General features: G+C 64.1%; 24 protein-coding genes. 13 read left to right on the top strand and 11 right to left on the bottom strand.

Features of this window, described 5'->3' with window-relative positions:
- Positions 1-29 precede the first annotated feature (29 nt).
- From BJ122_RS09550 to BJ122_RS09535, 4 genes are all read left to right on the top strand, one after another.
- Positions 30-617, top strand: coding sequence for a GNAT family N-acetyltransferase (locus BJ122_RS09550; RefSeq protein ID WP_110780812.1), 588 nt, complete (start codon positions 30-32; stop codon positions 615-617).
- 132 nt (positions 618-749) lie between these two features.
- Positions 750-1,133 carry a RidA family protein gene (locus BJ122_RS09545; RefSeq protein WP_027279297.1) on the top strand — a complete coding sequence of 128 codons (384 nt, stop codon included), beginning with the start codon at positions 750-752 and terminating at the stop codon, positions 1,131-1,133.
- A gap of 75 nt (positions 1,134-1,208) precedes the next feature.
- Entirely contained in the window at positions 1,209-1,640 is a 432-nt protein-coding gene (gene rnk / locus BJ122_RS09540) for a nucleoside diphosphate kinase regulator (RefSeq protein ID WP_245407675.1), read from the top strand.
- 112 nt (positions 1,641-1,752) lie between these two features.
- The gene (locus BJ122_RS09535; RefSeq protein ID WP_110780811.1) at positions 1,753-3,189 is read left to right on the top strand and encodes a homospermidine synthase; all 1,437 of its coding nucleotides are present in this window, start codon (positions 1,753-1,755) and stop codon (positions 3,187-3,189) included.
- A gap of 228 nt (positions 3,190-3,417) precedes the next feature.
- Here the strand turns inward: BJ122_RS09535 and BJ122_RS09530 are convergent, their stop codons facing one another.
- The 8 genes from BJ122_RS09530 to BJ122_RS09495 all read right to left on the bottom strand — a co-directional run bounded on the left by BJ122_RS09530 (position 3,418) and on the right by BJ122_RS09495 (position 9,551).
- Entirely contained in the window at positions 3,418-3,738 is a 321-nt protein-coding gene (locus tag BJ122_RS09530) for a hypothetical protein (RefSeq protein ID WP_110780810.1), read from the bottom strand.
- 62 nt (positions 3,739-3,800) lie between these two features.
- Complete coding sequence (locus BJ122_RS09525; RefSeq protein WP_103011605.1) at positions 3,801-4,523, bottom strand: MgtC/SapB family protein; 723 nt, start codon at positions 4,521-4,523, stop codon at positions 3,801-3,803.
- 49 nt (positions 4,524-4,572) lie between these two features.
- Positions 4,573-5,592: a WD40 repeat domain-containing protein gene (locus BJ122_RS09520; RefSeq protein WP_110780840.1), complete on the bottom strand. Its 1,020-nt coding sequence runs from the start codon at positions 5,590-5,592 to the stop codon at positions 4,573-4,575.
- Complete coding sequence (locus tag BJ122_RS09515) at positions 5,589-6,650, bottom strand: CobW family GTP-binding protein (RefSeq protein WP_110780809.1); 1,062 nt, start codon at positions 6,648-6,650, stop codon at positions 5,589-5,591. Before BJ122_RS09515 ends, BJ122_RS09520 begins: the two co-directional genes overlap by 4 nt.
- Positions 6,651-6,785: 135 nt before the next feature.
- Complete coding sequence (locus tag BJ122_RS09510; protein WP_181418917.1) at positions 6,786-7,718, bottom strand: metal ABC transporter substrate-binding protein; 933 nt, start codon at positions 7,716-7,718, stop codon at positions 6,786-6,788.
- Between the two features lie 11 nt (positions 7,719-7,729).
- Positions 7,730-8,605, bottom strand: coding sequence for a metal ABC transporter permease (locus BJ122_RS09505; RefSeq protein ID WP_110780808.1), 876 nt, complete (start codon positions 8,603-8,605; stop codon positions 7,730-7,732).
- Positions 8,602-9,363 carry a metal ABC transporter ATP-binding protein gene (locus BJ122_RS09500; RefSeq protein ID WP_110780807.1) on the bottom strand — a complete coding sequence of 254 codons (762 nt, stop codon included), beginning with the start codon at positions 9,361-9,363 and terminating at the stop codon, positions 8,602-8,604. The genes BJ122_RS09505 and BJ122_RS09500 overlap by 4 nt, the downstream gene beginning before the upstream one ends.
- Complete coding sequence (locus BJ122_RS09495) at positions 9,360-9,551, bottom strand: hypothetical protein (protein WP_110780838.1); 192 nt, start codon at positions 9,549-9,551, stop codon at positions 9,360-9,362. Before BJ122_RS09495 ends, BJ122_RS09500 begins: the two co-directional genes overlap by 4 nt.
- Positions 9,552-9,904: 353 nt before the next feature.
- Between BJ122_RS09495 and BJ122_RS09490 the strand changes: the two genes are divergently transcribed.
- The 5 genes from BJ122_RS09490 (at position 9,905) to BJ122_RS09470 (ending at position 19,345) form a co-directional block, all read left to right on the top strand.
- The gene (locus tag BJ122_RS09490) at positions 9,905-10,594 is read left to right on the top strand and encodes an outer membrane protein (protein WP_110780806.1); all 690 of its coding nucleotides are present in this window, start codon (positions 9,905-9,907) and stop codon (positions 10,592-10,594) included.
- A 227-nt stretch (positions 10,595-10,821) separates the two neighbouring features.
- Complete coding sequence (locus BJ122_RS09485) at positions 10,822-12,975, top strand: methyl-accepting chemotaxis protein (RefSeq protein WP_110780805.1); 2,154 nt, start codon at positions 10,822-10,824, stop codon at positions 12,973-12,975.
- 168 nt (positions 12,976-13,143) lie between these two features.
- Entirely contained in the window at positions 13,144-14,202 is a 1,059-nt protein-coding gene (locus BJ122_RS09480) for an MBL fold metallo-hydrolase (RefSeq protein WP_110780804.1), read from the top strand.
- Positions 14,203-14,392: 190 nt separating this feature from the next.
- Entirely contained in the window at positions 14,393-15,622 is a 1,230-nt protein-coding gene (gene hemA / locus BJ122_RS09475) for a 5-aminolevulinate synthase (RefSeq protein WP_110780803.1), read from the top strand.
- 216 nt (positions 15,623-15,838) lie between these two features.
- A complete protein-coding gene (locus BJ122_RS09470; protein ID WP_110780802.1) occupies positions 15,839-19,345 on the top strand; it encodes a hybrid sensor histidine kinase/response regulator in 3,507 nt (1,168 codons plus the stop codon).
- A 177-nt stretch (positions 19,346-19,522) separates the two neighbouring features.
- Here the strand turns inward: BJ122_RS09470 and BJ122_RS09465 are convergent, their stop codons facing one another.
- Complete coding sequence (locus BJ122_RS09465) at positions 19,523-20,194, bottom strand: response regulator (RefSeq protein WP_110780801.1); 672 nt, start codon at positions 20,192-20,194, stop codon at positions 19,523-19,525.
- Between the two features lie 320 nt (positions 20,195-20,514).
- Between BJ122_RS09465 and BJ122_RS09460 the strand changes: the two genes are divergently transcribed.
- Complete coding sequence (locus BJ122_RS09460) at positions 20,515-22,179, top strand: MFS transporter (RefSeq protein ID WP_110780800.1); 1,665 nt, start codon at positions 20,515-20,517, stop codon at positions 22,177-22,179.
- A 231-nt stretch (positions 22,180-22,410) separates the two neighbouring features.
- Here BJ122_RS09460 and BJ122_RS09455 read toward each other — a convergent pair whose 3' ends face one another.
- Together BJ122_RS09455 and BJ122_RS09450 are read right to left on the bottom strand one after the other, a co-directional pair.
- Positions 22,411-22,884 (bottom strand): secondary thiamine-phosphate synthase enzyme YjbQ, encoded by a 474-nt coding sequence (locus tag BJ122_RS09455; RefSeq protein WP_110780799.1) that lies wholly within the window; start codon positions 22,882-22,884, stop codon positions 22,411-22,413.
- Between the two features lie 214 nt (positions 22,885-23,098).
- Positions 23,099-23,653, bottom strand: a complete 555-nt coding sequence (locus tag BJ122_RS09450; RefSeq protein ID WP_245407674.1) for a hypothetical protein — start codon at positions 23,651-23,653, stop codon at positions 23,099-23,101.
- Between the two features lie 555 nt (positions 23,654-24,208).
- On the opposite strand from BJ122_RS09450, the gene BJ122_RS09445 reads away from it, so the two are divergent.
- The 3 genes from BJ122_RS09445 to BJ122_RS09435 all read left to right on the top strand — a co-directional run bounded on the left by BJ122_RS09445 (position 24,209) and on the right by BJ122_RS09435 (position 25,675).
- Positions 24,209-24,595, top strand: a complete 387-nt coding sequence (locus BJ122_RS09445; protein WP_110780798.1) for an AtpZ/AtpI family protein — start codon at positions 24,209-24,211, stop codon at positions 24,593-24,595.
- Between the two features lie 68 nt (positions 24,596-24,663).
- The gene (locus tag BJ122_RS09440; protein ID WP_027279317.1) at positions 24,664-25,407 is read left to right on the top strand and encodes a F0F1 ATP synthase subunit A; all 744 of its coding nucleotides are present in this window, start codon (positions 24,664-24,666) and stop codon (positions 25,405-25,407) included.
- A gap of 40 nt (positions 25,408-25,447) precedes the next feature.
- Positions 25,448-25,675: a F0F1 ATP synthase subunit C gene (locus tag BJ122_RS09435; RefSeq protein ID WP_009796340.1), complete on the top strand. Its 228-nt coding sequence runs from the start codon at positions 25,448-25,450 to the stop codon at positions 25,673-25,675.
- Positions 25,676-25,718: the final 43 nt, after the last annotated feature.

Below are 25,718 nucleotides of genomic sequence, written 5' to 3'. Positions count from 1 at the left end.
GCGGCTGGCGGAGCGGGAGCAGGACCGCCATGACCAAGACCCTCATCCGACTGGTTGCCGCCGCTGACAGCGGAGCTGCGTTTGCGATTCGCGCCGAGCGCGCCGCGGATGTGCCGGCGCGCGAAGCGTTGCTCGACGCCTGCTTTGGCGTGGGCCGCAATGCGCGCACCTGCCAGCGGCTGCGCGATGGCCGCCGTCCGGCGGAAGGTCTGGCGTTTTCTGCGATCCACCAGGGCCGCCTGGTCGGCACCGTGCGGCTGTGGCACGTCGATGCCGGCGGCCGTTCCGCGCTGGTGCTCGGCCCGCTCGCGGTCGATGGCTCGTGCCGCAAGCTCGGCGTCGGCGCCGCGCTGATGAAGCACGCGCTCGCTGCCGCTGCGGCGCGCGGTCATGGCGCGGTGATTCTGCTCGGCGATGAGCCGTATTATGCCCGCTTTGGCTTCTCGGTTGCCAAGATGGACAAGCTGTCGCTGCCCGGTCCGTTCGAGCGCGACCGGCTGCTGGGCCTCGAACTGCGCGCTGGCGCGCTCGATGGCGCCGATGGCCTGATCGTGGCGACCGGCGCCGCCTTGTCGCCCCGCAAGGCCTCGCGGTTCTCCGCCGCACGCGCGGCCTGATTTTCCCTGCTAAGAGCCTTACTGCCGCGCCCGCTGCAGCGGGCGCGGTTAAACTAGTTTGTGCTGCTGAAATAGGCGCAACATCTTCACTCCCGCATCGGATCGATGCGCTTAACTTGGAAAAAGTCTCTCATGTCCCGCCAGTTGATTTCATCCGGTTCGCCCTTTGAAAAGACCGCCGGCTATAGCCGCGCGGTGGTGGATGGCGATTTCGCCTTCGTGTCCGGAACCACCGGCTACGACTACACCACCATGACCCTGCCGGCCGATGTCACGGCGCAGACACGCAACTGCTTCAAAACCATCGAGGGGGCTTTGCAGCAGGCGGGCTTTTCGATGAGCGACCTGGTGCGGGCCACCTACTACATCACCGATGCCGCCGATGCCGACGCCGTATTCGCGGTGTGCGGCGAAGTGCTCGGCGAAATCCGCCCGGCAGCGACGCTACTGGTGGTCGCCGGGCTGTATAAGCCCGAGATGAAGGTCGAAATCGAAGTCACGGCGAAGCGTCGTTGATGAGCGCGGCGTCCCGCGGCCCGGCCGTGGGACGACCGTTTGCTTTGTGTCCACCTCCATGCGCGCGCCGCGCGCATGCCAACCGAAGACTGGGAAATCATGATCCATCAGATCAAGGCGCCCCGTAAGGAACTTCCGCCCCTCAAGCTGCGGCAGCAGGATTGCGACCGGCTCGGTCAGCTCGCCGAAGCCGCTGCCGACACCTCGCCGGTCGCGGAGTTTTTGGCGCGTGAGATCGATCGCGCGACCGTCGTGCCCGACACCGAGCTTGCCGGTATCGTGTGCATGGAATCCGAAGTGGTGTTCCGCGACGACGCAACCGGCCAGCAGAAGCGCGTCACCCTGGTGTATCCCAATGCCGCTGACATCGACGCTGGCCGAATTTCGGTGCTGACTCCGATCGGCGCGGCCCTTATAGGGCTGGCTGCCGGTCAGACCATCGAATTCGGGACCCCGACCGGCGGCGTGAAGTCGCTCACCGTGCTCGAGGTCAGCGGACCGGCCTGACCTACCCGGTGTGCCAAGGGGCGCGCTGCAACACGCAGCGTGCCGGCAAGTTTCGTCTCTCTCCCCGAACGTAGTCCTACGTTCGTTTCCACCCATCCGGAGTTACAATCCCATGTCTTCTTCAGCCAATCCGCCCATTCACGCGCGCATCAGCGGCCCCATCGTGATGATCGGTTTCGGCTCGATCGGCAAAGGCACGCTGCCGCTGATCGAGCGGCATTTCGAGTACGACAAGTCGCGTTTCGTGATTATCGACCCGCAAGCCGACGACGAACTGGCCCGTAAGCACGGCGTGCGCTTCATCAAGCAGGCGGTGACCAAGGACAACTACCGCGATCTGCTGGTGCCGTTGCTCACCGAAGGCGGCGGCCAGGGCTTTTGCGTCAACCTGTCGGTTGATACCGGCTCGGTCGACCTGATGACGATGTGCCGCGAGATCGGCTCGCTGTATATCGACACGGTGGTCGAGCCCTGGCTCGGCTTCTACTTCGACAAGTCGGCCGGCCCGGAGAAGCGCTCCAACTACGCGCTGCGCGAGACCCTGCTCGCCGCCAAGCGCAAGAACCCGGGCGGCACCACCGCGGTGTCGACCTGCGGCGCCAACCCCGGCATGGTGTCGTGGTTCGTCAAGCAAGCGTTGATCGACATCGCCCGTGATACCAACACCCCGTTCAACGAGCCCAAGAGCCGCGAAGGCTGGGCGGAACTGGCGCACAAGCTCGGCGTCAAGGGTATCCATATCGCCGAGCGCGACACCCAGCGCTCGAAGAACCCGAAGCCGATGAACGTGTTCGTCAACACTTGGTCGGTGGAAGGTTTTGTGTCGGAAGGCCTGCAGCCGTCCGAACTCGGCTGGGGTACCCATGAGAAGTGGATGCCGGACAATGGCCGCACTCACAGCGAAGGCTGCGGCGCCGCGATCTATCTGCTGCAGCCGGGCGGCAATACCCGCGTTCGCACCTGGTGCCCGACCCCGGGCGCGCAGTACGGCCTCTTGGTGACCCATAACGAGTCGATCTCGATCGCGGACTACTTCACGGTGCGCGACGGCGACAAGGTAGTTTACCGGCCGACCTGCCACTACGCCTATCATCCGGCCAACGACGCGGTGCTGTCGATGCTCGAGATGTTCGGCGCCGAAGGCAAGATGCAGCCGAAGTGGCACATTCTGGACGAGAACGAGATCGTTGACGGCATCGACGAACTCGGCGTGCTGATCTACGGCCACGCCAAGAACGCTTACTGGTACGGCTCGCAGCTCTCGATCGAAGAAGCGAGGCGCGTTGCCCCCTATCAGAACGCGACCGGCCTGCAGGTGTCGTCGGCGGTGCTGGCCGGCATGGTGTGGGCGCTGGAAAATCCGGAAGCCGGCATTGTCGAGGCCGACGAAGTGGACTTCCGCCGCTGCCTGGAAGTGCAGAAGCCGTATCTCGGCCCGGTGAAGGGCTACTACACCGATTGGACGCCGCTCGCCGATCGTCCGGGCCTGTTCCCGGAGGACATCGACACCTCCGATCCGTGGCAGTTCCGCAACGTGCTGGTGCGCTAAGCGTCATCGGTTGACCGGGATGCCACCGGCATCCCGGCGCCAACTATCAAGAGGGCCGCGAGCAGCCTGGCTGCTGGCGGCCCTTTTGTTTTGGGAGAGTGAAGAAGCAAAAATCAATGTCCGTCATCCCCGCGCTCGTCGCGGGGATCCACGTCTTACCAGCGGAGCAGGTTCAAAGACGTGGATGGCCGGGACGAGCCCGGCCATGACGAGCAAGTAGGCTGCTAATCAGTTATTCGGCCGCACGGGCTCGCCGACTTTCTCCGCGGGCGCGGGCGGCAGGGCCGGCTGTGCGCCAAGGTTCTGCGCATCGGTGTCGGGGCGGGCCGGCTCGGGCGGGATCGCGCTCGGACGGGTCAAGGCCGGCGGCGTGGGCGCGGGCGCTGCCGGTTTGCTGTCGGCGTCCGGCGTCGATTGCAGTGGCGGCGTGGCCTGCATCACGCGCGGCGGCTCGCGCATCATGAACAAAGCGAGCGCGCACAGGCCGACGCCGCCCAGTATCAGCAGGCTGGCAATCAGGCTTTCGCGTTTCAGGCTGCGTGTGGCCATGAGGGTCTCCTGGTGTTGCTGGTGTTAACGGCCCGGACGCGGCGGCGGTTCCCCGCTGAACGCTAATCCTTGGTGCTGCTTTCCCAGGTGGCGTAAGTCACACCAGAACATTTCGACAGATCGGCGACCACGATATCCAATTCTTTGGGATCAATGGCGGTCGCGACCAGCGTGGCGACGATCTCCGCCTTGTCTTCGGCATGTTCGGGCGTTTCGACCTCGATATCGGCGACCGGATAATTGGCCGCTTCAAGGCGGTCGACCAGTTGGTCGCGCAAAGTGTCGGCAAGCCTGCCGTCGGCGGTGAGGCGCACCGAATAGGTCGCCTCGGAGGATTTTTCGTCGAAGGGCTGGCGGTTGATGGCGTTGACCAGCGGCCGCAGCAGCGTGTTGCCGGCAATCACGAATACGGTGAGCGCGCAGGCTTGCGCCACCATGTCGGCGCCGGCGCAGCAGCCGACCGCCGCCGAACTCCACAATGTGGCGGCGGTGTTGAGACCGCGCACATTCATGCCTTCCTTCATGATGACGCCGGCGCCGAGAAAGCCGACGCCCGACACCACATAGGCCATGACATGCACGGCGCCCTCGGCGCCTTTGAGATGCATGGCGAGATCGACAAACGCCGCCGACGCGGTTGCGACCAGCACATTGGTGCGCAGCCCCGCGGTGCGCAGCCGGTATTGGCGCTCGGCGCCGATCAGCATGCCGAGCACGAAGGCGACGGTCAGGCTGAGCAGCGTGTCGAGAAAATCGAAGGCCTGGAAGGTTGTCAGGAATCGCATGGTGACGATGATAGTCGCTCAGCGATGACGTTGGAACGTCAGACCCAACCTATAGTGGCAAAACCCCGACCTCGCCGTCCTCGCAGGCATAGGCGAGCGTCTCGCCATCCGCGGCCCAGGCCACCGCGGCCACCGGGCTGCCTTCGCCGCGCACCAGAATCTCGGCGCCGTCGCCAATGCGCACCATCATCACCACGCCGTTGCTATAGCCACACGCCAGCACCTCGGCGTTGGCATCGCAAGCCACCGCGGTGACGCGCGCCTGCAGTGGCGCCAGCATCGCCGGCTGTTTGCCCATCGGCCCGTCCTTGGTCGCGAACGGCCAGATGATCACCGCATCCGCGCCCGAGGTCGCCAGCCCCTTGCCGCCCACGGTCCAGGCCATCGAGCGCACCCGGCCGGGATAGCCGGTCATGCGCATGTGCTGGCCATCGGAAAGCCGCCAGCCGTGCAGCGCCGGCTCGTGCATCGCGGTGATCAGGAAGCGGTTGTCGGCGCTGAACATCACGCCAAGATGCGAGCCGGCCCATTCCAGCACGTCCGGCTTGGCCGCCATATTGGGAAACCACAGCGTCACGCCGTTGTAATGCGCGATCGCGAGCCGCAGTCCTTTCGGTGCGAAAGCAAGCCCGCCGACCGTGGAGGGCACGTCGAAGCTCTTTTCCTCGCCCTTAGGCGTGCGGACGAACGCGGTTTTGCCGGCCGACCAGGCGACCGCGCCCTCGGGATGCAGCGCGACATTGTCGATCCAGCGCCGCTTGGCGTCGGTGGCGATCGTGGTGGCGGTGCCGCTGGCATCGATCGCGGTGACCTTGCCGTCATCGCCGCCAGTCAGAAGACGCTTTCCGTCGCTGGCGGCGCACAGAATGGCGCCGAACGCGACCTCGATCCGCTCGGTCTGATCAAGACCGCGGATCAGCGTGACGGCTTCCTCGGTGCCGACCACCGCCAGCGTGTCGCCGAGGAAGAATGCGGACGCGGCTGGGGCGCCGAGCGCGAATTTATGGACGCGTGCGGTGACCGAGGGGATCGAGGCTTCGGCGTCGCCGGGCTGGATGTCGCTGGTCATGCGGCGATACACTTGTCAAAGCCGTCGCGGATCGCCTGTTCGGGCAGATCGCGACCGATGAACACCACGCGGCTAAGCCGCGGCTCGTCCTCGCGCCACGGGCGCTGATGATCGCCTTCCAGCATCATATGCACGCCTTGAAACACGTAGCGGTCGTCGTCGTCGGAAAACGCCAGGATGCCCTTGGAGCGCAGGATCTTCTGGCCCTCGGTCGCGACCAGTTGCTGCAGCCAGGGCATGAATTTCTTCGGATCGAGCGGCTTGTCGCTGGATAGCGCCAGCGATTGCATATGCTCGTCATGATAGTGCTTGAGGCCATGGCCGTGGTGATCGCCATGGTGATGGTCATGGCCGCAATGCGGGTCGTGGCAATGCTCGTGATCATGATCGTGATCATCGCCGCTTTCGAGGAATTCCGGCTCGATCTCCAGAATGCGGTCGAGATCGAAGGCGCCGCGGTCGAGCACGTCGGCCAGCGCCACCTGGCAACGCTCGGTGCGATGCAGATGGGCATAGGGGTTGATGCCGCGAATCCGCGCTTCCACTTCGGCGAGTTCGGCCGGCGTCACGAGGTCAGTCTTGTTGAGTATGATCACGTCGGCGAAGGCGATCTGGTTCTTGGCTTCCGGCGCGTCTTTCAGCCGGTCGCTGAGCCATTTGGAATCGGCCACCGTGACCACGGCGTCGAGCCGGGCGTTGTTCTGCACGTCCTCGTCGACAAAGAAGGTCTGTGCTACCGGCGCCGGATCAGCAAGGCCGGTGGTCTCGACGATGATGGCGTCGAATTTGCCGCGCCGCTTCATCAGGCCGCCGAGAATCCGCACCAGATCGCCGCGCACCGTGCAGCAGATGCAGCCGTTGTTCATTTCGAACACTTCTTCATCGGCGCCGATGATCAGATCGTTGTCGATGCCGATCTCGCCGAATTCGTTGACGATCACCGCGTATTTCTTGCCATGGTTTTCCGAAAGAATCCGGTTCAGCAGGGTGGTCTTGCCGGCGCCGAGATAGCCGGTGAGCACGGTGACAGGGATTTTTTCGGACGCGGGTGACGACATCGGGCTGCTTCTCCAGGCACACCCCGGCTCCATCGGGAACGCATTTGCGCGCCGCGCCTGACACCAGGGTCGAACGGGTGAGGTCCAGCGGAGCGCCCGTGCAAGGGCAGCCCGAGGGACCGGAACGGAAGCGCGCTAGTTGCCCAGCGCGCTTGTCAGCGCCTTTATATTGTGGCGGACCATGGCAATGTAAGTGGGCGCTTCGCCGTTTTCATCGGTCAGGCTGTCGGAATACAGCGCGCCGCCGATCTTGGCGCCGGTCTCGGCGGCGATCCGGCGCATCAGCCGCGGGTCGGTGATGGTCTCGATGAATACCGCCGGAATGGCTTCGGCCTTGATCTGCTTGATGATCCGGGCGACGGCGCGGGCGCTGGCCTCGGCATCGGTGGAAACGCCCTGCGGGGCGATGAAGGCGATGCCATAGGCATCGGCGAAATAGCTGAACGCGTCGTGGGTCGAGATCACCTTGCGGCGCTGCGCGGGGATCTTGGCGATCGCGGCCCGGATCTCGCCGTCGAGCGCGTCGAGCTTGCCGAGATAATCGGCGGCATTGGCGGCATAGAGCGCGGCGCCATCCGGATCGGCCGCGGCGAGTGCATCACGGATGTTGCCGACATAGACCTTGACGTTGGCAACCGACTGCCAGGCATGCGGGTCGAATGGCGCGTCATGAGTGTGGGCCTTGCCGTGGTTGTGATCCTTGTGATCGTGATCAGAGTCCGCGGCCTCAAGCGGCTTGATGCCCCGGCTGGCTTCGATCACCGTGGCCTTGCTGCCGGATGATTTCACCAGCCGCGGCAACCAGCCCTCGAAGCCCAGGCCGTTGACGATCACCAGTTTGGCGGCGGCGATGCGCTTCGCATCCGCAGGCGAGGGCGTATAGACATGGGCATCGCCGCCCGGGCCAATCAGCGTGGTGATCTGGGCCCGGTCGCCGGCGACGTTGCGCACCAGATCGGCCAGAATCGTAAAGCTGGCGACCACCTCGATCTTGTTTTGGGCGCGCGCCGGCGCGGTCGAGATGAGGGACAGCGCGAGCAAAACGAAGGCGATCCAGATCTGGCGCATGGCGACTCCTTTCAGGCTTCGAGATGGCGGCCGGGAAACAGCCGGCGCAGCAGGCCGCCGACCGGCCCGATCAACACCGACAGCAGATAGAACAGCGCGCTGGCGAGGATGATGGCGGGGCCAGCCGGCACCTCAGTGTGAAACGACAGCAACAGCCCGGCATAGCCGGAGAGCAGCGCGCTGGCGCTGGCGATCACCAGCATCGCGGAGATGTCGCGCGCCCAAAAGCGCGCGATGCCGGCCGGCAGGATCATCAGGCCGACCGCCAGCAAGGTGCCGAGCGCGTGGAAACCATTGACCAGATTGAGCACCACCAGGCCGAGAAAGATCATGTGTGCCGGCCCACCGGCGCGGCTGACCGTGCGCAGAAACAACGGGTCGACGCATTCGATCACCAGCGGCCGAAAAATCAGCGCCAGCACGATCAGGGTCAGGGTGGCGTTGAACGCGATCACCAACAGCGTCGGGTCATCGAGCGCCAGGATATTGCCGAACAGCACGTGCAGCAGATCGATATTGCTGCCCTTCAAGGAAACGATCGTGACGCCGAGCGCCAGCGACACCAGATAGAAGGCGGCGAGCGAGGCGTCTTCTTTTAACTGCGTGACACGCGACACCAGCCCGGACAGCAGCGCGACCACGAAGCCGGCCACGATGCCGCCGATGGTCATCGCGAACAGGCTGAGGCCCGAGATCAGAAAACCGATCGCGGCGCCGGGCAGGATCGCGTGCGCGATCGCGTCGCCGGCCAGACTCATCCGGCGCAGCATCAGGAACACGCCGATCGGCGCGCCGGCCAGCGCCAACGCCAGCAGGCCGGCAAAAGCCCGGCGCATGAATTCGAACTCGATGAATGGGCCGAGCAGGGCGTCATACAGCCAGGTCATGATACGGCCTGCCGATTGGTCGGATCGCCGGCGCAGGCGGCTGCCTGGTCGTCGAACGCTTCGCACATGCGCCGGGCCTCTTGCAGGTTGGCGTCGGTCAGGGTCTGCCTGGTCGGTCCCCAAGCCACCACGCTGCGCGCCAGCAGCAGCGTTTCCGGAAACGCCGCGCGCACCAGGTCGAAATCATGCAGCGCCGCCAGCACGGTGCGGCCTTCGTCGTGCCAGCGCCGCACCAGTTCGAGCAGGTCCTCGGTGGTCTTGGCATCGATGGCGTTGAACGGCTCGTCGAGCACGATCACGTCGGCGTCCTGCAACAGCGTGCGCGCGAACAGCATGCGCTGGGTCTGGCCGCCGGACAGCGTGCCGATGATGCGGTTTTCAAAGCCCTGCAAGCCGACCGCGGCCAGCGCCCGGATGATGTCGTCGCGCTCGCGGCGGCCGATGCCGCCAAACAGCCCGCAGCGGTGCCATAGGCCGGTGCCGACGAAATCGAATACCGAGATCGGAAAGCTGCGGTCGAGATCGGCAATCTGCGGCAGATAGGCGATATCGCGCACCGCGAGCCCGCCGCGGTCGATCACCCCTGCCAGTGGTTTGAGAATACCGACAACGCCGCGAAACAGCGTCGATTTGCCGGCGCCATTGGGTCCGACCACCGCCAGCAGCGCGCCGGGGGCGATCGCGCCGCTCAAATGATGCACGGCCGGGTGGCGGTCGTAGCCGAGCGTCACGTCGCGGAAGATCAGTGGCACGGTCACGGGCGGATCGCCGTCAGAACGAACGCCCACAGCACTGCGCTGAGCACTCCTGCGACCAAAAGCCGCCCGGTGAGCGCCATCCGCAGCATCGACCAGCCGGGCGGCTGCGCCGGATGCGGTGCGTCAGCACCGTGCGCATGCACATGATGGTGGCCGGAGTGGCCATGGCCATGAGAGGAAACGGACATTTTGGGCAGGCTCAGCACCGCGCCGTGGGGATGACGACGTTATATTATAACATCAGCCGGCGGCTCAACTGCAACAGTTCGGCTGAACCATGGCAGCACGGTTGCGGCATCGCACAAAACGATAGCAAAGTTGCCAGAGTGGTTAGTGAATGCTCAACACAACCATTCCAATTAAGGCATCATTAAGGTCTTATTAAGGCGGCATTAATCACAAATTTTCCAGGTTCCTCATGAGGTTAGTTGAGGGGTGGGTGTGGCCGTTGGGTGACAGCATTTCCCATTGAAACTCGCTAAATACCTTCCAGACGGCGCCGCCCAACGGTGCCTCTGATAGAAGTCCTGGAGAGAACACTATGAAGAAGATCCTGCTCGGTACCGTGGCGCTCGTCGCTTTCGCGGCCCCGGCCGCTGCTGCTGACCTCGCGGCGCGCTCGTACACCAAGGCCCCGGCTTACGTTCCGCCGGCCCCGATCTACAACTGGACCGGTTTCTACATCGGTGGTCACATCGGCGGCGCCTTCGTCGGCGACGACAGCATTGCCGCTGGCGCGACCCGCAACAACAACGCCGCGTTCCTCGGCGGTGTGCAGGGCGGTTACGACTGGCAGTTCGCCCCGAACTGGGTGCTCGGTGTTGAAGCCCAGTACAGCTGGCTGGACCGCAACACCGACCCGGTTCAGGTCGGTGCCGTGATGTTCAGCGACAACCAGAAGGGCCTCGGCTCGGTGACCGGCCGCATCGGCTACACCTGGGGTCCGGCGCTGCTGTACGCCAAGGGCGGTTACGCTTTTGCTGACTACAACACCACTGCCAACAACGGCCTCGTTGCGGTTTCTGTGAACAGCAAGTCGGACGGCTATACCGTCGGCGGCGGTCTCGAATACCTGTTCGCCCCGAGCTGGTCGGGCAAGGTCGAGTATCAGTACTACGACTTCGGCAACGTCAACTTCGACGGCTACTCGTTCAAGAACGACGAGCACGTGGTCAAGGCCGGCCTGAACTACCGCTTCAACTGGGGTGGTCCGGTCGTCGCGAAGTACTGATCGCGTCGTACAGACTGATTGCCTCGGCAACGAGGCATCCGAAAGGGCCGGCTCACCGCCGGCCCTTTTTGTTTGGCCGGTACATCCGGCTTTTACCGCCTCGCGAAATTCTCGTTAAGCGCGCAGTGGAGCGATCCTGCTACTTCTACTAGGGCAAAAATTAACCGGTGGCCCTGATACTCGCCTGGCGATCCGATCACCAAGGATGGACGCGGGGAGAAGACGAGATGGTAGGGGCAATCGCGGCCGCTGCGACCGCATCCAACAACCGTCGCCGGTTTGGCATTCCGACGCTGGGCGTTCGCGGCAGTCTGTTCACGGCGTTCGCCGTGATCGCCGGCATGGCCATGCTGATCAGTGTCGGCTCAGGCACCAGTCTGAGCAAGCTCGGCGCGGCGATGACCGAGCTGAGCGGCCGCGATATTCCTAAGCTGGCGGCCAGCCTGCAGCTCACCACGCAAAGCGAGAGTCTGGCCAGCCAGGCGCCGATGCTGCTGGCCTCCAGTTCCGCCGAAGCGCTGCGCGAGCGCCAGCAGCGCATGCGGGTTGCGCTCGAAGTGGCGACCCAGCGGCTGGCTGACATCACGCGGTACGGCGCCGACCCGGCGGTGATCGCCGCGATGACCGATACGTTGAAGAATATCGAAGACACGATCCGCAGCCTTGGCGCCGCGGCGCAGGAACGGCTCGATCTCGCCGCCAGTCACCAGAAGCTGTACCACACGCTGCGCAGCGCGCAGGACGAGTTTTTGGCACTCGCCACGCCGGCGATGATGGACGCCCAGACCCGGATGTCGGCGGCGCTGGCCTCGACCAGTCTCAACGCCAGTGACGCCGCCGATGCCGGCCGCACCATTGAACTGCTCGGCAATGTGATTGCGCCCAGCAATCTGATTGTCTCGAATCTGATGGCCGCGCTGTCGGCGCGCGACGTCGAGGTGCTGGCGGCGCTGGAAGCCAGTTTTACCGATGCCGACGCCACCGTGCGCAGCAGCCTGGAGGCGTTGCCGGCCGAAGGTGGCACCGCCGCGCTCAAAGAAGCCGCGCTGCGGCTGATCGCGCTCGGTGATGGCAAGACCGGCATCTTCAAGATCCGCCAGAAGGAGCTCGATGCCATCGCCTATGGCGAGCTGATTTTGGACGAAACCCGCAAGCTCAATCTCGGGCTCGGCGTCAGCGTCAAACAACTGGTCGATAGCGTGCGCGTCGACACCGAGGCGGCGGCGAAACAGGCGCACCGGGAAATCGCGCTCGCCACCCAGGTGATGATCGGCCTCGGCGGTCTGATCCTGATCGGTTCGGCGCTCTATGTGTGGCTCTATGTCGGTCGCAGCATCTTGCGCCGCATGCACAAGCTGCAGCGCGCGATGCAGGCGCTGTCGGCCGGGCAGCTCGACACCACGATCGATCGCGGCGGGCGCCAGGACGAACTCGCGGCGATGGCGGCGACGCTCGAAGTGTTCCGCGAGAACATGATGCACGCGCGCGAACTATCCGAAGCGCAGGAGCAGGACCGGATCGCCAAAGCGGAGCGCACCGCGCGCATCGAGGCGCGCATCGCCGAGTTCGAAAGCAAGGTGCGGGGTGCGCTGGAGAAACTGGAAGCATCCGCCAGCGCCATGCAGGACACCGCGCAGGGCATGTCGGCGAGCGCCGATCGCTCCAACACGCTGGTCAATACCGTGGCGAGTGCCGCCGAGCAGACGTCTGTCAATGTCCAGACCGTGGCGGTCGGCACCGAGCAACTGAGCTCGTCGATCGCCGAAATCGGCCGTCAGGTGGTCAGCTCCGCCGCGATCGCCACCAAGGCGGTCAGCGAAGCCAGCGCCACCGATGCCACCATCCAGAGCCTCAATGACAATGCCGGCCGGATCAGCGCGGTGATCGATCTCATTCAGAGCATCGCCTCACAGACCAATCTGCTGGCGCTGAACGCCACCATTGAGGCGGCGCGCGCCGGCGAAGCCGGGCGTGGCTTCGCGGTGGTGGCCGCCGAGGTCAAGGCGCTGGCGGAACAGACCGCCAAGGCCACCGACGAGATCCGCCTCCAGATCGCGGCGATGCAAGAGGTCACCGGATCGGCGGTCGGCGCGATCCGCAACATCGGTCAGACCATCGGCGCCATCAACTCGGTCACCACCGCAATCACCGCTGCGGTGGAGCAGCAAAGCGCCGCCACCCAAGAGATGGCGCGCAACATCCAACACGCCGCTGGCGGGACCAGCCGGGTGTCGGGCAACATCGCCGGCGTCAGTGAAGCGTCCGCGCAGGCTGGCTCGGCGGCCGGCGAGGTGCTGGCGGCGTCGAGCTCGCTGCGACGCGAAGCCGATATTCTACGCGGTGAAATCGACGATTTTCTCCTCAATATCAGAGCGGCTTAATCGGGTCCGCAGCCGCTCCGCCGTGTCGAGGCGTCCGCACAGCGGGCGCCTTCGCGCCGAATGCATGGCGCCCATGCGCCAGGGCTGGAGTTCCGATGGTTTTCGGCTTGGCCTGCGGGGCGCGCTACCGTTAAGGCGGAGCAAGATCACTCTGTTCCGGTCGAGCCCATGCCGTCAAAAGCCGACACGCCGCCCACCGATGCGCTGCGTTATCCCTGGGATAGCCATCCCGGGCCGGATCAGGTGGTCGAGGTGTTGCCGGGCGTGCTGTGGCTGCGGCTGAAACTGCCGTTCCGGCTCAATCACGTGAACGTCTATCTGATCGCCGATGGCGAGGGCTGGGCGCTGTTCGACACCGGGTTCGGCAATGAAGCCACCATCGCGGCCTGGACGACGCTGCTCGAGGGCGAGCTGTCCGGCGTGCAACTCAACCGGGTGATCGTCAGTCACGCCCATCCTGATCATCTGGGGCTCGCCGGCTGGCTGGTGTCGCGCTTCCAATGCCCGCTGCAGATGTCGCAGCTCGAATATCTGCACGGCGTCTATCACCAGCACCGCCGCACCGAGGAACGGGTCGAGAATTCCCGGCTGTTCTTCCGCCGTCACGGCATGGACGAGTCGATCACCACGCAGCTGCTCGGTCGCGGCCAGGACTATCTCAAGAAGGTGGTGCCGATGCCGGCCGCATTTCAGCGGCTCAGCCATGGCGACCACATCAAGATCGGCGCGCGCGAATTTCAGGTGATGACCGGCGCCGGCCACTCGCTTGATCAGGTGATGCTGTATTGCGCGGCCGATAATTTCCTGCTGTCGGCCGACCAGGTGCTCAGCAAGATCTCGCCCAATGTCAGCGTCTGGGCGCAGGAACCGGATGAAGACGCGCTCGGTGCCTATCTGCATTCGCTGCGCGCGATCGCCGCGGCCGTGCCCGATGACGCGCTTGTGCTACCCGGCCATGGCGTGCCGTTCTACGGCCTCAAGGCGCGCATCACGCAGCTCGCCACCCATCATGACGAGCGCTGCGAGCTGATTGCAGACGCCTGCATCGCAAACGCGCGCACGGCTGCGGAACTGGTGCCGATCGTATTCAACAAGCATGTGCTGGATGCGCATCAAGCCGGATTCGCCGCTGGCGAAGTAATTGCGCACGTCAACTATCTGCTGATGCAGGGGCGCTTGAAGCGAGTCGATAGTTGCGATGGACTCTTACGCTTCAAGACTTCGTGAACACTGCATCTGCCCCGATTCATCCTGCTTTCGCATTGATCTTAGTCAAGTTTTTGCCGGCCTACGTAATAGCCCGTCGGTCAAAATACTCAAAGCGAAGGGATGATTTCGGCTCGACATCAATTGTCGAAGCGCTCTAATTAGGCACGCGCCAATTGACGCGCATTCCCCCGCTAGCAGGTTCTTCGTGATGGATTACACCAAGTTCTTCGCAGACGCGCTTGACCGTTTGCATGCTGAGCGCCGCTATCGTGTTTTCGCTGATTTGGAACGCGTTGCGGGCCGGTTCCCCCACGCCACCTGGCACTCCCCGAGCGGCGAACGCGACGTCGTGATCTGGTGCTCGAACGATTATCTCGGCATGGGCCAGCATCCCAAGGTCGTCGGCGCGATGGTTGAAACCGCGACCCGACTCGGCACTGGTGCCGGCGGCACCCGCAACATCGCCGGCACCCACCATCCGCTGGTGATGCTCGAGAAGGAACTGGCAGATCTGCACGGCAAGGAAGCCGCGCTGCTGTTCACCTCGGGCTACGTTTCGAACCAGACCGGCATCTCGACGCTCGCTAAGCTGATCCCGAACTGTCTGATCCTGTCGGACGCGCTCAACCACAACTCGATGATCGAAGGCATCCGCCAGTCGGGCTGCGAGCGCATCGTCTGGCGCCACAACGACACCGCGCATCTCGAAGAGCTGCTGCGCGCCGTTGAGCCGGGCCGTCCGGTGCTGATCGCGTTCGAAAGCCTGTATTCGATGGACGGCGACGTCGCGCCGATGGCGAAGATCTGCGATCTCGCCGAGAAGTACGGCGCCATGACCTATTGCGACGAAGTGCATGCGGTCGGCATGTACGGCGCCCGCGGCGCCGGCGTTGCCGAGCGTGACGGCGTGATGCATCGCATCGACATCATCGAAGCGACGCTGGCCAAGGCGTTCGGCTGCCTCGGCGGCTACATCTCCGGCAAGAAGAGCGTGATCGACGCCGTGCGCTCCTATGCGCCGGGCTTCATCTTCACGACCGCGCTGCCGCCGCCGATCTGCGCCGCTGCGACCGCCGCGATCCGCCACCTCAAGACCTCGACCTGGGAGCGTGAACGCCACCAGGATCGTGCCGCGCGCCTCAAGGCCGTGCTCAACACCGCCGGCCTGCCGGTGATGCCGACCGACACCCACATCGTTCCGGTGTTCGTGGGCGATGCCGAGCGCTGCAAGAAGGCCAGCGATCTCTTGCTGGAAAAGCACGGCATCTACATCCAGCCGATCAACTATCCGACCGTTGCCAAGGGCAAGGAGCGGCTGCGCATCACCCCGTCGCCGTATCATGACGACGATCTGATGGATCGCCTGGCCGAAGCGCTGGTCGACGTCTGGGAGACGCTGGAACTGCCGCTCGGCGCCAAGCCGCTGGCTGCGGAATAAGTTCAACCGATCTTCGGTTTGAGATCAGGGCGCCGGTTCTGCCGGCGCCCTTTTCGTATGTCGGCTTCGTTATGTCGGCCATTGCTGGCGCCGCTCACGGCCGGTGAAGCCGGCGCCTTGGAAAATCTCTGTCGCCTGCCGCGCTGCAAGCCGCTATTTTTCGCGGCAGATCGGCTCGCCTAACTCCGCACCGCCGATCGCCGGGAGCGAACGACGATGCTGAATGATTGGGCCGTGATCGCAGCCGCGTTCGGCTACATCGGGTTCCTGTTCCTGGTGGCGAGCTATGGCGACCGGCTGTCGCAACAGCAGCGCCAGCGGTTCGGCACCCTGATCTACCCGCTGTCGCTGGCGATCTATTGCACCTCCTGGACGTTTTTCGGCTCGGTCGGCTCGGCGACCCGTTCGGGCTATGATTTTCTGGCGATCTATATCGGCCCGCTGGTGATGCTGGCGTTCGGCACGCCGCTGCTGCGCCGGGTGATCTCGCTCGCCAAGTCGCAAAACATCACCTCGATCGCCGATTTCATCGCGGCGCGATACGGCAAAAGCCAGGCGGTGGCCGCCACGGTGGCGCTGATCGCGCTGATCGGCTCGGTGCCTTACATCGCGTTGCAGCTCAAAGCGGTGTCGTCCTCGCTGCAAACCATCTTGGGCGAGGACCAGGTGATTTCCGCGGTCCCGCTGGTCAACGACATGGCGCTGGCGGTCGCCGTGGCGATGGCGGTGTTCGCCGTGCTGTTTGGCACGCGCCAGACCAGCGCCACCGAACATCAGCACGGCCTGATGCTGGCGGTCGCCACCGAGTCGATCGTCAAGCTGGTGGCGTTCCTTGCCGCCGGTGTGTTCGTCACCTTCTGGCTGTTCTCGCCGGGTGAGCTGATCGAGCGGGCGATGAAAACCCCCGAAGCGGTGCGCACGCTCGAACAGCCGGCGTTCGGCAGCAACTTCTTCACCATGGCGGCGCTGTCGTTCTTCGCTATCATGCTGCTGCCGCGCCAGTTCCACGTCAGCGTGGTCGAGAATTCCAGCTCCGAGGAAATCAGCCGCGCGCGCTGGCTGTTCCCGCTCTATCTGATCGCGATCAACCTGTTCGTGATGCCGATCGCGCTCGCCGGGCTGGTGACGTTTCCGTTCGGCGCGGTCGAGCCTGACATGTATGTGCTGGCGCTGCCGCTCGAGGCCAAGACCCCGTGGCTGAGCGTGGTGGTGTTCATCGGTGGACTGTCGGCGGCGACCGCGATGGTGATCGTCGAATCCGTGGCGCTGGCGGTGATGGTGTCCAACGATCTGGTGATGCCGCTGGTGTTGAAGCGCGGCGCTTCTCCGCAAGGCTCGGAGCGTGACTATGGCGGCTTCCTGCTCGCGGTGCGGCGGATCGCGATCTTCGTGATCCTGGCGATGGCCTATCTGTATTTCCGCGAACTCGGCTCGGCGCAGCTCGCCGCGATCGGGCTGTTGTCATTCGCCGCGATCGCGCAGTTCGCGCCCGCTTTTTTTGGCGGGCTGCTCTGGCGCCGCGCCACCGCGCTCGGCGCGATCGGCGGCATGGTGGTCGGCTTTGCGATCTGGGCCTACACGCTGTTCATCCCGAGTTTTCTGGAAGGCACCACCGCGGGCATGCTGATGCTGCAGCATGGTCCGTTCGGCATCGAGATGCTGCGGCCGCGCGCGCTGTTCGGCACCGATCTGTCGCCGCTGCTGCATGGCGTGTTGTGGAGCCTGTCGCTCAACGTGCTGGTCTATGTGGTGCTGTCGCTGCTGCGCAGCCCAAGCTCGATCGAGCGGCTGCAATCGGAAGTATTCGTGCCGGCGCAGCTGGCGCCGATCGCGCCGCCGTTCCGGCGCTGGCGCGGCACCGTCACCGTGCAGGATATTTTGGGCGCGGTGTCGCAATATCTCGGCCCCGAGCGTGCCGGCGACGCGATCCGCAATTTCGCGGCCGGGCGCCGCTCCACCATCGAGCCATCGGCGCCGGCTGATTTCGAGCTGCTGCAACACGCTGAGCATCTGATCGCATCTTCGATCGGCTCGGCGTCGTCGCGCCTCGTGCTGTCGCAATTGCTGCGCAAGCGGACCGTGTCGGCCGAGGCCGCGCTCAAGCTGCTCGACGATTCCCACGCCGCGCTGCATTTCAACCGCGAGATCCTGCAGAACGCGCTCAATCACGTTCGCCAGGGCATCGCCGTATTCAATCCCAATCTGCAGCTGATCTGCTCCAACCGGCAATTCGGCGACATCCTCGGCCTGCCGGCGCATATCGTGCAGATCGGCGTGCCGCTGATCGAGATTCTCGATTACCTCGCGTTGAGCGCGCCGACGGTCGGCGATGTCGAGGCGCAGACCCGGCTGCGGCTCGCCGCCTACACCACCGAGGGCGCGCCGTTCATCGAGCGGATTCCCGACCGGCATCTGGTGATCGAAGTGCGCGCCAACCGCATGCCGGATGGCGGGCTGGTGATTACGTTCTCCGACGTCACGCCGAGTTTCGAGGCCGCCGAGGCGCTGGAACGCGCCAACGCCACGCTGGAAAAGCGGGTGCGCGACCGCACCGAGGAATTGATGCGGCTGAACTCCGCGCTGGCGCTCGCCAAGAGCACCGCGGAAGAAGCCAATATCTCCAAAACCCGCTTTCTGGCGGCGGCCAGCCACGACATTCTGCAGCCGCTCAATGCGGCGCGGCTCTATGTCACCAGCCTGGTCGAGCGGCAGCGGCACGGCGAAGACGCCAAGCTGATCGAGAATATCGACGAGTCGCTGGAAGCGATCGAAGAGATCATCGGCGCGTTGCTCGATATCTCGCGGCTCGATGCCGGCGCGATGACGCCGTCGCTGTCGAACTTCGTGATCGGCGATCTGATGCGTTCGCTGGAAATCGAGTTCGCGCCGATCGCGCGCGCCAAGGGCCTCAAGCTGAGCTTTGTGCCCTGCCTGCTGCCGGTGGAATCCGACCGGCTGCTGCTGCGCCGGCTGCTGCAGAACCTGATCTCGAACGCCATCAAATACACGCCGCAGGGCAAGGTACTGGTCGGCTGCCGGCGGCGCGGCCAGTCGTTGCAGATCGGCGTCTATGACACCGGCGTCGGCATTCCGGTGCTGAAGCGCGCCGAGATTTTCAAAGAGTTTCATCGGCTGGAACAGGGCGCGCGCATCGCCCGCGGCCTCGGCCTCGGGCTGTCGATCGTGGAGCGGCTGGCGCGGGTGCTCGATCACGGCATTGCGCTCGATGCCACCCGCAGCGGCGGCTCGGTGTTTTCGGTGACGCTGCGGGTTGCCAATCAGGTCAACCACACCACCGCGGTCACCAGCGCCACGCCGCTGTCGCGCGCCTCGATGAGCGGCATTTTGGTGGTGTGTATCGAGAACGATCCGTCGATCCTCGACGGCATGAAAACGCTGCTGACCACCTGGGGCGCCAATGTGATCGCGGCCACCGATCCGGAGGCGGCGATCAAGGAGATCGACCAGGCCGATCAGCCGATCACCGGCCTCTTGGTCGATTACCATCTCGACCGCGGCAACGGCATCGCCGCGATCCGCACCGTCCGGCAGCGCTATGGCGCCGATATTCCGGCGATCCTGATCACCGCCGACCGCAGCCCGCGGGTGCGGGCCGCCGCGCGGGAAGACGATATTGCGGTGCTGAACAAGCCGGTGAAGGCGGCGTCGCTGCGGGCCTTGCTCGGCCAGTGGCGCGCCCGGCAGAACGTCGCGGCGGAATAAACCGGACCTCACATCCGTCATTGCGAGCGCAGCGAAGCAATCCAGGCATGTCGGGCATGGCGCTGCTGGATTGCTTCGGCGCTTCGCGCCTCGCAAGGACGAGAGAAGAAACGGCTGCGCGCCTCGCAAGACGGGGCGAGGCGGCAGATGGTCAGATCGCGGCGAGGGGAGTCGCCGTTACTGCGGCGCGTCCGGGCGCCACTGCCCCGCCGAAATCTTGGCGGCAGCGATCACGGCCTGGGTGCGGCTCTCGACGCCGAGCTTTTGCAGGATCGCCGAGACATGCGCCTTGATGGTCGCTTCCGACACGCCGAGCTCGTAGGCGATCTGCTTGTTGAGCAGCCCCTCGGACAGCATCATCAGCACCCGCACCTGCTGCGGGGTCAGCGTGATCAGCCGGTCGCGCAGCTTGGTCATCTCCGGATCGGCGGCGGCATTGAGGTCGATGTCGGACGGAATCCAGACGTCGCCGTCCAGTACCTTCTGGATGGCGTCGCGCAGCGTATCGACGCCGTAGCGCTTCGGCACGAAGCCGGAGGCACCGAAATCCAGCGAGCGGCGGATGGTACCGACGTCATCACTGGCGGATACGATTACCACCGGGATTGCCGGATACTGGGCTCGCAGGTATATTAGTCCCGAAAAGCCACTGATACCGGGCATCGACAGGTCGAGCAGGACCAGATCGACGTCTGACTCCCGCTCCAGTATGCCGGTGAGCTCCTCGAAGGTGCCGGCCTCGCCGATTTTGGCGGAGGGCACGACACTCGCGACGGCATGGCGCAGGGCATCGCGAAACAGCGGATGATCATCAGCAATGATGAGATGCGTACTTGGATTGGGGGTCATCTAAATCTGATGGGGGTTGCAGAGGGCCCGGCCTTTGCGGTTATCGCAGGGGGCATTTCAGTAATTTTCGCCTGACCGTCAACGTCTGGCAAGCAAACAATTTCAAGCCGGATCAATCAGTTTGCCTTTCGGGTGGCAAACGGAGTGAGAGTTGTTGTCACCGACTACAACCATAGCGTGTGAAGGCGGCGCCAAAAGTCGTATTGGGCGAGGTATCGTGACGATGTTACCTTAGTGTCAAGCGCTGCGAAGTCAGCCGTTAAATAATGGCCAAAAGCGACGGCGTTTTTGATTATTTTCTTATGGGGAGGTGTTCCAAGATGGCAACCATAACGGCTGCGCCTACGCGCTCGCGCGGTATGACGAAGGACGAACGTTTCGTCATTCTCGCGTCGTCGCTCGGTACCGTGTTCGAATGGTACGATTTCTACCTGTACGGCTCGCTCGCGAGCATCATCGGCGCCCAGTTCTTCAGCGCCTATCCGCCTGCCACCCGCGACATCTTTGCACTGCTGGCGTTCGCTGCCGGCTTTCTGGTGCGCCCGTTCGGCGCCATCGTGTTCGGCCGGGTCGGCGACATCGTCGGCCGTAAGTACACCTTCCTCGTCACCATTCTGATCATGGGCCTGTCGACCTTCATCGTCGGCCTGCTGCCCAACGCCGCTACCATTGGTATCGCGGCGCCGATCATCCTGATCTGTCTGCGTCTGTTGCAGGGCCTGGCGCTCGGCGGCGAATATGGCGGTGCGGCGACCTATGTGGCCGAACATGCCCCGCCCGGTAAGCGCGGCTACTACACCTCATTCATTCAAACCACAGCAACACTCGGCCTGTTCCTATCGCTGCTGGTGATCTTGTTTACCCGAACCATTCTCGGCGAAGAGAATTTTGCGGCCTGGGGCTGGCGCGTGCCGTTCCTGATCTCGGTGGTGCTGCTCGGCGTCTCGGTCTGGATCCGGCTGCGGCTCAATGAGTCGCCGGTGTTCCAGAAGATGAAGGAAGAGGGCAAGACCTCGAAGGCGCCGCTCACCGAAGCGTTCGCCAATTGGGGCAATGCCAAGATCGTGCTGATCGCGCTGCTCGGCGGCGTGATGGGCCAGGGCGTGGTCTGGTACACCGGCCAGTTCTATGCGCTGTTCTTCCTGCAATCGATCCTGAAGGTCGACGGCTACACCGCCAACCTGCTGATCGCCTGGTCGCTGCTGCTCGGCACTGGCTTCTTCATCGTGTTCGGCTGGTTGTCGGATAAGATCGGCCGTAAGCCGATCATCCTGGCGGGCTGCTTGATCGCGGCGCTGAGCTTCTTCCCGATCTTCAAGATGATCACCACCTACGCCAACCCGGCGCTGGAAAAGGCCGTCGAACAGATCAAGGTGCAGGTGGTCGCTGATCCGGCTGGCTGCGGTGACCTGTTCAACCCGGTCGGCACCCGCGTGTTCACCGCGCCTTGCGACACCGCCCGCGCTTACTTGTCGCAGTCCTCGGTGAAGTACTCGACCGCCAATGGCCCGGCCGGCTCCGGCGTCAAGGTGCTGGTCAATGACCAGGAGATCCCGTACGTCGACGCCAAGACCTCCAATCCGCAGGTGCTGGCGGCGGTGCAGGCCGCGGGCTATCCGAAGGCCGGCAACCCCGAGATCGTGAAGATGTCGCATCCGTTCGACGTGTTCCGTCCGCAGGTGGCGGCGGTGATCGGTCTGCTGTTCGTGCTGGTGCTGTTCGTCACCATGGTCTACGGCCCGATCGCGGCGATGCTGGTCGAGCTGTTCCCGGCGCGGATCCGCTACACCTCGATGTCGCTGCCCTACCACATCGGTAACGGTTGGTTCGGCGGCCTTCTGCCGGCGACCGCGTTCGCGATCGTGGCGTCGACCGGCGATATCTATGCTGGCCTCTGGTATCCGATCATCTTTGCGTCGATCACCGTGGTGGTCGGCCTGATCTTCCTGCCGGAAACCAAGGACGCCGATATCGGCCGGCACTAATCGCCGACTGATCTGAAAACGAAGCGGCCGCGGCGCAATCCGCGGCCGTTTTTGTTCAGCTGCTTTCTTTTGCGGTTTTGTTGCGTTCGGATGCAAGGCGCCGCTAGTGATGGCCTGAGACAGCGCCGCGCGCGTTTTCCCTCCCCACCGCTACGCAGCAGGAGGGAAAGGCATGCGGGCGCGACCGCGTCGTTGAGACGGTCGCTTGTTGGCGCGATCAAGCCGCCATTGTCACACCGCACTGCCGATGAATTGCAGCACCACGTCGCGGTGGTGCGGGCGGCGGCGGTGCTCGATCAGATAGACCGCCTGCCAAGTGCCGAGCGCGAGCCGGCCGTTCAGCACCGGGATTTGCAGCGAGGCGCCGGTCAGCATGGTCTTGATATGCGCCGGCATATCGTCGGCCCCCTCGGTGTCGTGCTGCCAGCCGGCATTCTCGGGCGCGAGCCGTTGCAGTGCCGTGGCGAGATCGATCAGCACGGTCGGGTCGGCGTTTTCCTGAATGGTCAGCGACGCCGAGGTGTGACGCACGAACACCGTCACCGCGCCGTCGGCGGCACGCGCCTCGGTGACGAAGGCGGCGATGTCGGGTGTCAGATCAAGAAAATTGGCGCCGGCTGTGCGCAGATTCAGCGTGGTCGAGACCACGGTGTCGACCGCGGCACGGCTCAGCGCCGTGCGTGAGCTGCGTTGGGATGAACTCATCACGTCTCCGAACGTCTCCGATGGAGAGAGCAAAGCGACGGGCCTAATCCTGGCGGCCGCGAGCGGGTCTTAAACCAAGTTCACCAATGACCCGTCATGCCCGCGCTTGTCGCGGGTATCCACGACTTGAAAGCGCTGCCGGATCAGAGACGTGGATGGCCGGGACGAGCCCGGCCATGACGCGCGGCGAGGTTGGTATCAATTGCTCTTGGCCTTAAATCTTGTCGCCGCTGGTGTCCTTTTGCAGCCGGCCGGCGATATCGACCAGCTTGCGCCAAGCCTGCTCGACATAGGCCATCCACTTATCGATCTCGCGGTCGCTCGGCAGCGGGATTTCCAGCTTGCGCTCGCCGTCGGTCGATTTGATCTCCGGCTTGCGCAGCGAATCGCCCTTGGGCAGCGCCTCGTCGGTCTTGCCGGTGGCCGGGCCGTCGCGGTTGGCGAGCTGCAATTTCAGCGCTTCATTGGCCTTGCGCAATTCGTCGGCCTCGCGCTGCAGTGCCTGGTGTTCCGCTTTCAGCCTGTCGAGGTCGCCGGTCAGGCGGCCGATCTCGGCATCGAGCGCGGCGCGCTCGTCAGGCATGGTCTGGCAGGTCCAGCCCTGGCCCTTGTCGGAACAGATCGACGCCGTGCCGCTGCGGCTGTCGAGTCGCAGGAACCCGTCGCCGCGCGACTCCAGCGTGTAGCGGCCGTTTTCGGTATCGGGGGCCGAATGGCCGAGCGAACTGGCGGTCAGCGCCAGCAGCACGGCGGCGGCCGCCAGTGTCATTTTTTCTGTGGGCAGCCGTCGAAACGCTGCGTTGTTCATCATCTTCATCCGATTCTGTGTGCGCTCAGCGCATAACTCCCAATCTAGGCGCTGATCGGGAGGAAGAAAGGCAGTAGGCGGCAACTCCGCCAATTCAATTCAAAATTGTCGTTTTTTGGTCGCGATGGCCGGCCTGGGGCGCTGCGCGAAGGTGCGGCGCGGCCTGTTCGTGCTGTGATCCGAGACACTTACGGCGAGAACGGGGCACGACCGCCCAGGTGTTTGCCCAAGCTCGGTATGGGGCTCCCGCCGGGCCTGGGGCAGGGGCCTGAGCAGCGGCGGGCGGCACCGGCCGCGAAGCTGCAAGGCGCGTGCAATCGCATCCTTGTGTTGCGGCGCGACGATCGGTCCGCGCCGGGTTTTGGATTTTCGCAATAGTACCAAGCAAATCAAGCGCATAGGCTCTGGCCCTGAAATCTTGACTTGGGTGGGCACCGTCAGTATGGTCCGCGCGGTTTTCAAGGGTGAACGGGGCGTTACTTCCATCGTCCTCCGCACATTTCGGGTCTCGTTATCATGACGGACGACACGGGCCGCGGCGGTGAGCGCAAGAACGGAAGTGCCGACAGTCCAACGCCCGAGGAAACTGCGCTTTCCGCAAGGCTCGGAAGTCTTGAGCAACGATTGTCCGCTCGTCGCGACACTCGTACCGCTCAAGCTGACCAACCCGGCAATGAAGGTGGAGACGGTGCGGCCAGGGCTTCGGCCATGGCGCGCGGTTTCCGGCTTTCATCGGAGCTGGTCGCGGGTGTTGCTGTTGGAGCGGTGATTGGCTGGGGGATCGACCAATTGCTGTCGACCTCGCCTTGGGGGCTCATCGTGTTCTTTATGCTCGGCTTTGCGGCCGGCGTGCTGAACGTGGTGCGGTCTGCTGGCGTCGTCCCGGACAAAAAGCCGCGCTGACAACGCGAATTCGAGACGATTGATGTCACAGCGCCGGCCTCGCCGGTGGACCGAGAGATACCGCGCGGATGATCGATCCGATTCACCAGTTTAATATCGAGAAGATCTTCACCATCGCCAATATCGGCGGTTATGAGATCGCGTTCACCAACTCCACCGCCTACATGCTGTTGTCGGTGGCGCTGATTTCGCTGCTGATGCTCGGCGCGGGTCGCAAGCTGGTGCCCGGCCGCTTTCAGTCGCTGGCTGAACTGTCCTACGAATTCGTAGCCAATACCGTCCGCTCCAGTGCTGGTGCGGAAGGCATGAAGTTCTTCCCGCTGGTGTTCTCGCTGTTCATGTTCATCTGCGTTTCGAACATGATCGGCATCATTCCTTACACCTTCACGGTTTCGAGCCACATCATCGTCACCGCTGCGCTTGCGCTGTTGGTGTTCTTCACGGTGCTGGTCTACGGCTTCTATAAGAACGGTCTGAAGTTCTTTAAGCTGTTCGTGCCCTCCGGCATTCCGGTCGTGATCCTGCCGCTCGTCGTGCTGATCGAGATCATCTCGTTCCTGTCGCGCCCGATCTCTCACAGCGTTCGTCTGTTTGCCAACATGCTGGCGGGTCACATCACGCTAAAAGTGTTCGCGAGCTTCGTCACCATGCTCGGCGCCATGGGCGTCGCTGGCTGGGCCGGCGCGGTGCTGCCGCTCAGCCTGACCGTGGCGCTGACGGCCCTGGAACTTCTGGTCGCGTTCCTGCAGGCCTACGTCTTCACTATCCTCACCTGCATCTACATCAACGATGCGATTCACCCGGGTCACTGAAGCCCGGTCTCTACCGCAAACCCCTAAAGGAGCTGGTTTCATGGATCCGATTGCCGCGAAGTACATTGGCGCTGGTATTGCCTGCATTGGCATGGGCGGCGCTGGCGCCGGCGTGGGCATCATCTTCGGTAACTACCTTGCCGCCGCGGTGCGCAATCCGTCGGCCGCCCAGGGCCAGTTCGGCAACCTGATTTTCGGCTTCGCCGTGACCGAAGCGCTCGGCATCTTCTCGCTGCTGATCGCGCTGCTGCTGCTGTTCGCCCTCTAAGCTATTAGCGGTGGAGGCCGTCAGGGCCTCTATCGTTCGGACA

It is taken from the genome of Rhodopseudomonas faecalis, from assembly GCF_003217325.1.
Taxonomy (GTDB): domain Bacteria; phylum Pseudomonadota; class Alphaproteobacteria; order Rhizobiales; family Xanthobacteraceae; genus Rhodopseudomonas; species Rhodopseudomonas faecalis.
This window is presented reverse-complemented; position numbering and strand designations above follow the sequence as displayed.

Excerpts from the sequence above, each read along its gene's own strand:
- BJ122_RS09550 (WP_110780812.1), top strand. The coding sequence starts at position 30 with ATGACCAAGACCCTCATCCGACTGGTTGCCGCCGCTGACAGCGGAGCT.
- BJ122_RS09545 (WP_027279297.1), top strand. The coding sequence starts at position 750 with ATGTCCCGCCAGTTGATTTCATCCGGTTCGCCCTTTGAAAAGACCGCC.
- rnk (WP_245407675.1), top strand. The coding sequence starts at position 1,209 with ATGCCAACCGAAGACTGGGAAATCATGATCCATCAGATCAAGGCGCCC.
- BJ122_RS09535 (WP_110780811.1), top strand. The coding sequence starts at position 1,753 with ATGTCTTCTTCAGCCAATCCGCCCATTCACGCGCGCATCAGCGGCCCC.
- BJ122_RS09530 (WP_110780810.1), bottom strand. The coding sequence starts at position 3,738 with ATGGCCACACGCAGCCTGAAACGCGAAAGCCTGATTGCCAGCCTGCTG.
- BJ122_RS09525 (WP_103011605.1), bottom strand. The coding sequence starts at position 4,523 with ATGCGATTCCTGACAACCTTCCAGGCCTTCGATTTTCTCGACACGCTG.
- BJ122_RS09520 (WP_110780840.1), bottom strand. The coding sequence starts at position 5,592 with ATGACCAGCGACATCCAGCCCGGCGACGCCGAAGCCTCGATCCCCTCG.
- BJ122_RS09515 (WP_110780809.1), bottom strand. The coding sequence starts at position 6,650 with ATGTCGTCACCCGCGTCCGAAAAAATCCCTGTCACCGTGCTCACCGGC.
- BJ122_RS09510 (WP_181418917.1), bottom strand. The coding sequence starts at position 7,718 with ATGCGCCAGATCTGGATCGCCTTCGTTTTGCTCGCGCTGTCCCTCATC.
- BJ122_RS09505 (WP_110780808.1), bottom strand. The coding sequence starts at position 8,605 with ATGACCTGGCTGTATGACGCCCTGCTCGGCCCATTCATCGAGTTCGAA.
- BJ122_RS09495 (WP_110780838.1), bottom strand. The coding sequence starts at position 9,551 with ATGTCCGTTTCCTCTCATGGCCATGGCCACTCCGGCCACCATCATGTG.
- BJ122_RS09490 (WP_110780806.1), top strand. The coding sequence starts at position 9,905 with ATGAAGAAGATCCTGCTCGGTACCGTGGCGCTCGTCGCTTTCGCGGCC.
- BJ122_RS09485 (WP_110780805.1), top strand. The coding sequence starts at position 10,822 with ATGGTAGGGGCAATCGCGGCCGCTGCGACCGCATCCAACAACCGTCGC.
- BJ122_RS09480 (WP_110780804.1), top strand. The coding sequence starts at position 13,144 with ATGCCGTCAAAAGCCGACACGCCGCCCACCGATGCGCTGCGTTATCCC.
- hemA (WP_110780803.1), top strand. The coding sequence starts at position 14,393 with ATGGATTACACCAAGTTCTTCGCAGACGCGCTTGACCGTTTGCATGCT.
- BJ122_RS09470 (WP_110780802.1), top strand. The coding sequence starts at position 15,839 with ATGCTGAATGATTGGGCCGTGATCGCAGCCGCGTTCGGCTACATCGGG.
- BJ122_RS09465 (WP_110780801.1), bottom strand. The coding sequence starts at position 20,194 with ATGACCCCCAATCCAAGTACGCATCTCATCATTGCTGATGATCATCCG.
- BJ122_RS09460 (WP_110780800.1), top strand. The coding sequence starts at position 20,515 with ATGGCAACCATAACGGCTGCGCCTACGCGCTCGCGCGGTATGACGAAG.
- BJ122_RS09455 (WP_110780799.1), bottom strand. The coding sequence starts at position 22,884 with ATGAGTTCATCCCAACGCAGCTCACGCACGGCGCTGAGCCGTGCCGCG.
- BJ122_RS09450 (WP_245407674.1), bottom strand. The coding sequence starts at position 23,653 with ATGACACTGGCGGCCGCCGCCGTGCTGCTGGCGCTGACCGCCAGTTCG.
- BJ122_RS09445 (WP_110780798.1), top strand. The coding sequence starts at position 24,209 with ATGACGGACGACACGGGCCGCGGCGGTGAGCGCAAGAACGGAAGTGCC.
- BJ122_RS09440 (WP_027279317.1), top strand. The coding sequence starts at position 24,664 with ATGATCGATCCGATTCACCAGTTTAATATCGAGAAGATCTTCACCATC.
- BJ122_RS09435 (WP_009796340.1), top strand. The coding sequence starts at position 25,448 with ATGGATCCGATTGCCGCGAAGTACATTGGCGCTGGTATTGCCTGCATT.